The organism is Acinetobacter sp. YH12254 (assembly GCF_013417415.1).
Classification (GTDB): Bacteria; Pseudomonadota; Gammaproteobacteria; order Pseudomonadales; family Moraxellaceae; genus Acinetobacter; species Acinetobacter pseudolwoffii.
This window is the reverse complement of record NZ_VPEB01000008.1, coordinates 160,283-170,476: the sequence shown is the minus strand read 5'-3', so window position 1 is coordinate 170,476 and position 10,194 is coordinate 160,283. Positions and strand designations below refer to the sequence as shown.

The 10,194-nt window shown below is 43.4% G+C and carries 9 protein-coding genes; 4 read left to right on the top strand and 5 right to left on the bottom strand.

The features are described from left to right. Nucleotides 1–177: 177 nt before the first annotated feature. Nucleotides 178–1,587, bottom strand: a complete 1,410-nt coding sequence (locus tag FTV29_RS08355; protein ID WP_005094248.1) for an FAD-binding oxidoreductase — start codon at nt 1,585–1,587, stop codon at nt 178–180. Nucleotides 1,588–1,941: 354 nt separating this feature from the next. Between FTV29_RS08355 and serA the strand changes: the two genes are divergently transcribed. Together serA and FTV29_RS08345 are read left to right on the top strand one after the other, a co-directional pair. Further along, on the top strand, nt 1,942–3,174 hold the full coding sequence (gene serA / locus FTV29_RS08350) for a phosphoglycerate dehydrogenase (protein WP_005094251.1): 1,233 nt from the start codon (nt 1,942–1,944) through the stop codon (nt 3,172–3,174). A gap of 115 nt (nt 3,175–3,289) precedes the next feature. After that, entirely contained in the window at nt 3,290–4,156 is an 867-nt protein-coding gene (locus tag FTV29_RS08345; RefSeq protein WP_180075349.1) for an EamA family transporter, read from the top strand. A gap of 55 nt (nt 4,157–4,211) precedes the next feature. On the opposite strand, the gene FTV29_RS08340 is transcribed toward FTV29_RS08345, so the two are convergent. Beyond that, nucleotides 4,212–5,360, bottom strand: coding sequence for a hypothetical protein (locus tag FTV29_RS08340; protein WP_180075348.1), 1,149 nt, complete (start codon nt 5,358–5,360; stop codon nt 4,212–4,214). Nucleotides 5,361–5,670: 310 nt separating this feature from the next. Here FTV29_RS08340 and FTV29_RS08335 point away from each other — a divergent pair, with 310 nt between their 5' ends. After that, nucleotides 5,671–6,549, top strand: a complete 879-nt coding sequence (locus FTV29_RS08335) for a DMT family transporter (protein WP_180075347.1) — start codon at nt 5,671–5,673, stop codon at nt 6,547–6,549. A 140-nt stretch (nt 6,550–6,689) separates the two neighbouring features. Here FTV29_RS08335 and FTV29_RS08330 read toward each other — a convergent pair whose 3' ends face one another. The 3 genes from FTV29_RS08330 to truB all read right to left on the bottom strand — a co-directional run bounded on the left by FTV29_RS08330 (nt 6,690) and on the right by truB (nt 8,976). Next, nucleotides 6,690–7,157, bottom strand: a complete 468-nt coding sequence (locus FTV29_RS08330) for a hemerythrin domain-containing protein (protein WP_180075346.1) — start codon at nt 7,155–7,157, stop codon at nt 6,690–6,692. 134 nt (nt 7,158–7,291) lie between these two features. Next, the gene (locus FTV29_RS08325) at nt 7,292–8,056 is read right to left on the bottom strand and encodes a TSUP family transporter (protein WP_180075345.1); all 765 of its coding nucleotides are present in this window, start codon (nt 8,054–8,056) and stop codon (nt 7,292–7,294) included. Between the two features lie 14 nt (nt 8,057–8,070). Then, a complete protein-coding gene (truB, locus tag FTV29_RS08320) occupies nt 8,071–8,976 on the bottom strand; it encodes a tRNA pseudouridine(55) synthase TruB (protein WP_180075344.1) in 906 nt (301 codons plus the stop codon). 152 nt (nt 8,977–9,128) lie between these two features. Between truB and FTV29_RS08315 the strand changes: the two genes are divergently transcribed. Next, complete coding sequence (locus FTV29_RS08315; protein ID WP_180075343.1) at nt 9,129–10,157, top strand: lipase secretion chaperone; 1,029 nt, start codon at nt 9,129–9,131, stop codon at nt 10,155–10,157. Nucleotides 10,158–10,194: the final 37 nt, after the last annotated feature.

Here is a 10,194-nt window from a genome sequence, read left to right as displayed (position 1 = left end):
TTTCATGTGGTTATATTAACAATTTTTTCTCTATACCCTATGTTGGGCAATTCTTAAAACGACATTTTATGTCGTGTCGCTTATATCTCTGCTCTGAAGGACAGAGTTTTACGCTTCATTTGATAAAAAAAGCGCAACTTGCGATGCGCTTTTGTAAACTTTTAAAATCCGATCAGATTAAAGATCAAATAATTTACCCGGGTTCATAATACCATTTGGATCGAACACTTGTTTCAGGGCTTTCATATATTCGATTTCTTCCGCAGAACGTGAATATTCAAGGTATGGCTTCTTGGTCATCCCTACGCCATGTTCGGCTGAAATTGAACCATCATATTTTTTCACGGTGTCAAAGACATACTTGTTTACTACCTGACATTTAGCGAAGAATTCATCCTTGCTTAAATCCGCTGGTTTCAAGATGTTCAAATGCAAGTTACCGTCACCGATATGACCGAACCAGCAAATTTCAAAGTCTGGATAGTTCTCTGCAACAATTGCATCAATTTCTTTAATAAATGCAGGAACGTGCGTGATCAATACTGAAATATCATTTTTGTATGGAATAAACGGTGCGATTGACTCAGAGATGTCTTCGCGTAAACGCCATAAGCTTTCGACTTGGTCCAGACTTTGGCTCAGAACGCCGTCCAGTACCCAACCTTGTTCCATACAATGCTCAAAAATTTCCATCGCCTTGTCCATAATCGGCTCAAACGGCGCTTCAAACTCAAGCAAAACATAGAATGGACATTCAGTTTCAAATGGACGTTGTACATGACCATTGGCCAATACTTTTTGCATTGCCAGTTCACCAAAGAACTCAAATGCGGTTAAATCAATTTTCGCCTGGAATGCATGAAGTACGGGCATGACTGCATCAAAATCAGTGACACCCAGCACCATCACTTGCAGGTCTTGCGGTTGACGTTCCAACTTGATTTCAGCTTCAGTGACTAGCCCCAGTGTACCTTCACCACCAATGAACAAGTGTTGCAGCGCATAACCGGTTGCATTCTTGATCATGCCCTTGTTCAGGCGTAGTACATCACCTTTACCTGTCACCACGGTCAGGCCAAGTACCCAGTTACGGGTCATGCCGTATTTAATGACTTTAATACCACCGGCATTGGTGCCGATGTTCCCGCCAATCTGGCTTGAGCCCGCAGAAGCAAAGTCGACTGGATAATACATGCCCTGATCGGAAGCATAGTTTTGTAACTGTTCAGTCACCACGCCTGCCTGCACGCGAACCATCCGGTCTGCCGGGAAGAATTCCAGAATCTGGTTCATCTTGTCCATGCTCACCACGATCTCGCCATTGGCTGCAACTGCACCTGCAGACAGACCCGTACGACCACCTGATGGGGTGACTGCAACGTTAAACTGGTTTGCCAATTTTACGATGTCTTGAACCTGTTCAGTCGTCGAAGGAAAAACGATGACCGATGGGTTTGGATCAAAGTGTTTCGTATGATCACGACCCCAATTCTGGAGGCTGTCCGTATCGGTTTTAATACGGTTTTCACCCAAAATTGCCGTCAATTGGGTCAATAACTCAGGGGTTAAAGCGACTGGAGCATTCATCGTTTGCAGACCTAGCATGATTTAAACAAGAGAGACTTCGCTGGTTTATTTGCATATTTTTTAGGCATAAAAGCCTGTATACAAATCAGGCGAAACATGATGATTAAAGCACCAAAAATGGCAGCTTAAACAGCATGGCGCAATATTATAAGCTATTTTTAGGGGATTCCTTTAAAAAATGACAATTTTGATAATATACCTTTGAAAATGAATATTTAAATCAACCAGATTTATCATTTTCACTACTATCACTTGCAAAAATAGCTGATATTGCCGTCATCAAGGAAATGTATAACCGCCCTTTTCCTGTGCTATTATACCACGACTAAATTTGGCCTTTGTAGCGGAGCCGTAATGAGCCAACATCTATCTCTACCTAAAGATAAAATCCGTTTTCTACTGTTAGAAGGCGTTCATCAGAACGCAATCGACACATTGAATGCAGCTGGATATACCAACATCGATTATCGTAAAACAGCGCTCGAAGGCGAAGCACTGAAAGAAGCGATTAAAGATGCACACTTCGTCGGTATTCGTTCCCGTACTCAATTGACTGAAGAAGTATTTGAAGCTGCGAACAAACTGATTGCTGTGGGTTGTTTCTGTATCGGTACCAACCAGGTCAACCTCGATGCTGCAATGCGTCGCGGTATTCCGGTATTTAATGCACCGTATTCAAATACCCGTTCAGTAGCTGAACTGGTCTTGGCAGAAACGATTCTGCTTCTGCGCCGTGTACCTGAAAAATCAACAGATACACATGCAGGTGGCTGGAACAAATCGGCTGTCGGTTCATTCGAAACACGTGGTAAAACTTTAGGTATCGTTGGTTACGGTTCAATCGGTTCACAACTTTCTGTACTGGCTGAAAGCCTGGGCATGAAAGTGACCTATTATGATGCAGTGACAAAACTACCTTTAGGGAATGCACGTCAAGTCGGTTCTATGGGCGAATTACTGGCCAATGCAGATGTGGTTACTCTACATGTTCCGGATCTGCCATCTACCCGTAATTTCTTTGGCAAAGAACAATTTGCGCAAATGAAAGAAGGTGCAATCTTCCTGAACGCAGCACGTGGTACATGTGTTGTGATTGAAGATCTGGCAGATGCGATCAAGTCTGGTCACATTGCTGGTGCTGCAGTAGACGTATTCCCGAAAGAGCCGAAAGCCAATGGTGAAGAATTCGTTTCTCCACTGCGTAACCTTCCAAACGTGATCCTGACTCCGCACGTGGGTGGTTCGACCATGGAGGCACAAGCCAACATCGGTCTGGAAGTTGCTGAGAAATTCGTTGCTTATTCAGATAAAGGTATGACTTTATCTGCAGTGAACTTCCCGGAAATTGCACTGCCATTGACTGAAGGTAAACACCGTTTACTGCACATTCATAAAAACATGCCGGGCGTTCTTTCTAAGATCAACAACCTGTTTGCTGAACACGGTATTAACATCTCTGGCCAGTCTTTAATGACCAAAGGTGATGTCGGTTACCTGGTGATGGACGTAGACGCGACTGCATCTAAAGAAGCACTCGATACCCTACATGAAGTTGAAGGAACAATCCGCGTACGCGTACTGTTCTAATTTAACGATATGCAAGAACCACAGCTTTCTGGCTGTGGTTTTTTGTTTTTTAAGGTTTTTATTTTTCAGCCTTTACTGTTCTTCCGCTCTTCGAGAAATCGAAACCTATTAAGTTATGCTGAATTTTAAAATTGCACCTATTGTACAAGCGCCACTGATTCTCCTGATCGCGATGATCAGTATGCAAAGCAGTGGCTCCTTTGCCAAATATCTGTTCGGTCAGTTTCCCATTCTGACCGTTTCAGCCATGCGTCTGCTTTTGGGTGCTGTGATTTTGGCATTGATTTTTAAAATTTGGCAAATTCATTTCAGACAGATCAAGTGGCCGGCCATTCTCAGTTATGGTCTGGCCCTGGCAGGTATGAACCTGCTGTTTTATCTGTCGATTGATCGCTTGCCGCTGGGCATTGCGGTTGCTTTTGAATTCATTGGCCCTTTAAGTGTGGCGCTGTTTTATGCGCGGCAAAAATTTGATTTTGTCTGGGTTGGATTGGCGATTTTAGGCCTGATTCTGCTGTTTCCCTTTGATCAGGCTGCACAATCACTTGATCCGGTCGGGATTCTATTTGCCCTAAGTGCGGGTGCCTGTTGGGCGCTATACATCGTCGCTGGGCAAAAGCCTTCCGGGGTTTCCGGCAACCATACCGTGTGCTTGGGCATGTTGGTCGGGATGCTGGTACTGATGCCAATTGCGCTTTTTGCTGGCATTCCTGCGCATACCTTTGAACCCATCAGCCTGTTATATTTCATGGCTCTGGCTGTGCTGGCCAGCGCCCTGCCTTTTACCCTGGAAATGATTGCCCTGCGAAATTTAACCGCCTTGAGTTTTGGTACTTTGATGAGTCTGGAACCTGCAATCGCAGCACTCTCTGGTTTTATCTTCCTGGATGAAACTTTATTGTGGACACAATGGCTGGCACTGGCCACGATTATTAGTGCTTCAATTGGCTGTACGGTGACCATTCAAAGACGAAAACATTGAATAAAAATAAAGGCGCTTAAGCGCCTTTATTTAAAATACCTTTATTAGAATCATTTTAACGTGGTGTTGCGTCTTTAATCGCCGTATTTAATACAGTGGCTGCTGTCACATTATAGCCATCACATGCAAAAGCAAGCTGATCATAAGTGTATTCTGTCCATTTGATCATTAAAGGACTGGCATCATTTTCCTTTAATTTGTCTAAAGCCACTTTTCGTGATTGGGCAACATAATCGTTGTGATCAATATGTTCTCCATGTTCCGAGAATGCACTGTTATAAATTCCTCCTTGATATTCGATCGCACCAAAATATTTGTAATATTGCATAGCAGCATCTTTATATTCTGCCTTTTTATATTTCAAGCCAGCCATGGTGCCATCTCGAATAGTTTTTGCCAGCTCCTGGACAGACGTTTGTGCCTGCCAATCAGCCAGCGTGCGATAGTCAGTTTTTGTTTCCGGATCAAATTCAATATATTCTTCTTCCGGATGTTCAGCCTGAAGACGGAAACATTTAGATCCATTCGGGAATGTGCGCGCCTTCTGCAAATCAATAAAATTGGCTGCAAACTCATTATAATATTTACGGTCAGCGGCTGTCGTATTATCACTATTAAATAACACTCTGGTTGCAGCATCCTCATACATTTTCACCACAGCAATATTGGTACGTTCAGTTAATGCTTTTCCTGACAGGTCGTACCACTCTATATGCCGATGATTACTGATGTTGTTCTCCGGTAGGGTCACAGGACGACTCTTAAATTGAGTGGTCGTATTTTCCAGTACTTTTTCCAGCTTATAGCCGAATGCTGTACGGGTCCGATCTGCAGGGAACACCCCTTTAGCGGTGACATAAGTCGGGAACACCATGTTCTCCTCAATATTATATTCAGTATCCACGACACTGTTATCATCCGCATATAATATGCCGTCAGTAATTTTATTTTTATGACTGGCCAATAGAAGTTTTTTCGACTCCATGTCTGCTGCATCAGCATTCGGCAAGTTGAACTGATAGTTGTAGAATTCCGACACTGTGTCTGATGCTCCATCACCCGGGGTTCCAGGATTGTTCGGATTACCAGGATTGCTCGGAGCCGGTTGGCTAGGGACTGGTGTATTATTATCCGAATTATCAGAGCTACCACATGCTGCAAGCATACAGCCCAAAATGGCGCAAGAAAGTATTCGTAATTTCATTATTATCTACCTTATTATTTTCATTGTTATTTTAATGCTGCCCCGAATTGGGATCTAAGATATTTTAATAAATATAAAAATAAGATCAAATTAAAAATTGATTAATTTGTAACCACACCTGAGGTAAGTTTAATTTTGAATTTAAAACTTCACATATTTGATTGAGCTAAAATCTAAATTGATTATCTCCAAACTTAAGTTGCATTCACAAAATATTGCTCTGGCCTACTCAGCAAAAATCAACCAGTTTGCTATAATTTGATTTCTTTCTATTTCTCATTTTCACCCGCTCTGGGTAGAAGCTGCTTCCATGCCAAACGCCCAACTTCTTGCCGTATTCTTCATGGTCTTGTCCATGACTTCGTACCAGATCAGTGCATCTTTTGCCAAACAGCTGTTTAGTGTACTGGATCCGATTACTGTCACCATTTTAAGACTCTGTTTTGCTGCAATCATTGTCTGCGTCATGTTCCGCTCTTGGAAAATAATTTCACGTTTGCCTTTTTTAAAATGGCGGGATTTACTCTGCTATAGCGCGGCTTTAGGGGTCATGAATATTTTATTCTATCTGTCACTTGGTCGTTTACCGCAAGGCATTGCAGTAGGTCTGGAGTTTATTGGCCCTTTGGGACTGGCTCTACTGTCGATTAAACACCGTAGTGATTATATCTGGGTATTGATGGCCATTTTGGGCATCGCGCTGATGGTGCCATGGGGACAGGCCAATAGCAGCAATTTTGACCTGTTGGGCGCAGCTTGTGCCTTGGGGGCAGGTTTCTGCTGGGCATTATATATTTTCTTTGGCCAACGTGTAGTTCAGCAGAATATCGGCATGCATGCACTGACCATTGCCATCAGTATTTCAGCATTGTGTCTGCTGCCGATCGGTCTCTACAACAATGCGCCCGCATTGATTGATACACAACATTGGGGCAAGGCAATTAGCATTGCTGTACTGGCAACAGCCATTCCTTATGCTCTGGATTTAAAGGCACTTCAGCATTTGAATAAAACCAGCTATGGCACTCTATCCAGCCTGTCTCCGGCTTTGGCTGCACTGGCCGGTTTTGTACTATTAGGCGAAAAAATTACGCTTCTTCAGACCGTGGCACTGATCTGTATCATGCTGGCATCAGTCGGCGTGACGGTACGTGCCGCCCGTCAAGGATCGGCAGAGCGGAATGCCTAAAAGCCTTATTGAAATTTGAACAACTGATTAAATATTCTATCCATTCTGTGTTTTTACTTGCTTTGAAAGAAAAATATAGAAGACATAAAAAAGATGGCACTACTGCCATCTTTTTTATTTATTCGACTTGAATTTAAAGCTTAGCTTTGTACCAGCATATCTTTTTTCATGTCTTTATAACGCTGGTATTCATTCTGGTACTGCACTGCTAAAGCGGTCTTCTGCTTTTCATCCAGAATTTTACCGGCCTGCTGGAAGAAACCATGTTCCTCTTCTTTTAAGTGATGATGCACCTTTTCGGAAAGTTTTTTGGCCATGGCAATCCAGCCCGGATTACTCAATTCAATTGCAGTTAATTCCTCGATCATTTCGTCCATTTCATGATGTTCGGCTAAGGCATGGCGGGTAATATTCAGGCCCGAATCGGTCATCATCAAGGGAATATAAAAATAACGGTCTTCCGCAGCTTCATGGGCAAACAATTCATTTTTCAGTTGCTTGAACAGCTCGCGGCGTTCTGGTGTATCCCCGGAAGTCTGTAATAGTTTTTCTGCAAGATCACGCTGAATCTCATGACTCTCTCTTAATGCTTCAAAAATAGTCGTCATTCCGATATTTCTCCGATTGTTTTATTTTTCATATCATTGATTCTAGAAGATTTTCAGAACAGGTTCAGACGCAGTTTATACAGTGATTTGTTAAGAAATTTTAATATCGAGAATGATTTACATCGGGTTTAGATCTAAAAAAACATCTGGTATGCCATCCGGCAAATCAGCAGACTGACCAGAACCAGGAATAAAATCCGGATAAAACCACTACCATATTTAAATGCCAAACGCACCCCGACCAAGGAACCACAGATATTGGCCACCGCCATCATCGCCCCGACCATAAATAGCACATTGCCGCTGGGAATAAAGAAAGTTAACGCTGCCAGATTGGTGGTGAAATTGGCAATTTTAGATAAAGCTGAAGCATGTAAAAAATCGACACTTAAATAACGAATGAAAAAGAAAATAAAGAAACTGCCCGTGCCCGGCCCGAAAATTCCGTCATAAAATCCGATGGCCAGACTGCCCAAAACTGCCAATGCCAACATTTTCTTGGTGAGCTTTTGCTGAACATGCACCTGACCAAACTGCTTTTTCATCACGGTATAAATCGCGATGACAATCAGCATGATCAATACAAAAGGTTTGAGGATTTCGACCGGAATCAAGGTGACACTGGCCGCGCCAATAAACGAGCTGATGAAACTGCAAGCTGCAATCACGCCCAAGAGCAACCACGGCAGTTTTACCTGACGCAAATAGGAAAATGCCGCAGAGCCAGTACCGAAAATCGAGGCCAGTTTGTTGGTACCAAATACGGTAGCCGGCTGTAAATGCGGCAGACTGCCCATAATTGCCGGAATCTGGATCAGACCACCACCGCCTACAGCAGCATCAATTGCCCCTGCAAAAAATGCAAAGACAATCAGGCTGATGATGATCTCAATATCCATATTTCAGACCTTGCTTAGAGGTTTAAGACGCGTTTTGGCACCAGGCGTTTTTTATCACTAATTTCTGCCAAGCCTAAACATTTTTCACCATCAAAAACCAGTACCTGTTCAGCTGCATCGTGCTCGATATTACTTTCCATACCACGGCTAAAATATTCTGCACGCCCTTCTGGCACTTGGACTTGCGGGAAATGTTGCACCGGTGCATAAGCCGGCAACAACAACCTATCACGCTCGTCTTCATTCAAGCTTTCCAGATATTCAATGGTATAACTCGGGATCAAATCAAAATGACCGGTTTTAATGCGGTGTAAATAGGTCAGATGGCCGTAAGTACCCAAGGCTTTGGCAATATCTTCACCGAGTACCCGGATATAAGTCCCTTTAGAACAGGTAATATCCAGCGTGATGCTATTTTCAGTAAAGGATAAAAGCTCAATGGCCAGAATGCTAATCGGGCGCGCTTCACGTTCAATCTCGATGCCCTTACGTGCCAGTTCGTATAAAGGACGGCCTTCTTTTTTCAGCGCCGAATACATCGGTGGCACTTGCTGGATATCACCGATAAACTGTGTCAAGGTTTCTTGAATCAACGCTTCCGAAAGTTCAGGAACCGCTTTTTCTAATAAGACTTCGCCTTCGACATCGCCGGTGGTGGTGCTATGTCCAAGAAAGACCGTCGTTTGATAACGCTTGACTGAATCTAATAAATAATGCGAAAACTTGGTCGCCTCACCTAAACATATCGGTAATAAACCCGAGGCCAGAGGATCCAGTGCCCCGGTATGGCCTGCTTTTTGTGCACGATACAACCAGCGAACTTTTTGCAATGCAGCATTAGAACTAATGCCCAAGGGTTTATTCAAAAGGAAGACACCACTAAGATGACGACGCTGAATTTTAGGAGATGATGCTTTCATGGCAAAAAATCAGACATTTTATAAATTGGCGCCATGGTAAAACCCTGTGCGATGATTTACAACTTTTCTATGGTATCTGATGATTTTTATGGCATATTCAGCTGAATCAAAACTCTAAAAATAATGAAACCGAAAAAACAGGTGCATAGGATATGCAGAAATACAAAATATGGATCATTCTGGCTCTGGTGGTGCTGTGCTTTATCACCCTGATGCTCTGGCTATCTCCTCAGAATGAATCACAGACAGAGACTATTGGCCAATCACCTCTTAGTGAACGCCGCGGCGAACCTGCTGCATTAAGTATAACCAGCCCGGCCAATGCAGCGTTTTCCAGTGCCAGCCAGCAAGATACCGAAATCAATTGCCAGATGCAGCTGGATGCGAGTAACCGTCTGACTGTCAATGAACAGACTCGAAACTGTTTTGAATATTTTATTACCCAGTTTGGTGAAAAAAATCTGGCACAGATTCAACAGGATTTTAAAACTTACATTCGCCAGAATCATAAAGAACCCGCTCTCTCACAAATTCTGGATTTATGGGATCGCTATATTCAGTATCGTCAAGGTTTAGGCCAACTGACTGCACCGACAGGCCTCGATCAGGAAGATCCGGCCTATTACCGCAGCATCTATAGCAGCACCCAGAATTTGCGTAAACAATATTTTTCTAATTATGAAATTGAAGGTTTATTTGGTACCGAAGACACCTATCATGAATATACGCTTGACCGTATGGCCGTGCTGGCAGACAACAGCTTAAGCGAGTCTGAAAAAGCCCAGAAGCTCAAAAATCTGTTTGAACAATTACCACAAGACTGGCAGGAAAATCTGGAACAACTGAATAAACTCGAAGATTTACGCAAACTCAGCGCAGACATTAAAGCGCGTGGTGGCTCAAATGCAGAGATTCGTCAAATGCGATTAAACCTGGTCGGCCCTGAAGCCACGCAACGTCTGGAGCAACTGGATGGCGAACGTGCTAGCTGGAAATCCAGTGTCACGACGTATCTCAATGAACGGGATAGCATCATGCAAAGTGGCATGAGTGACAGCGCCAAACAGCAAGCCGTCGAGAAGCTGCGCCAGCAACGTTTTCAACAGCCGAATGACCAGCTGCGGGTCGAAACCTTTGAACAGATTCATGATCAAGGCGGCAAGTTGCCCTTTGCGAATTAAGCCTAAAAGCCATCACCTGTTGATGGCTTTTTTTATG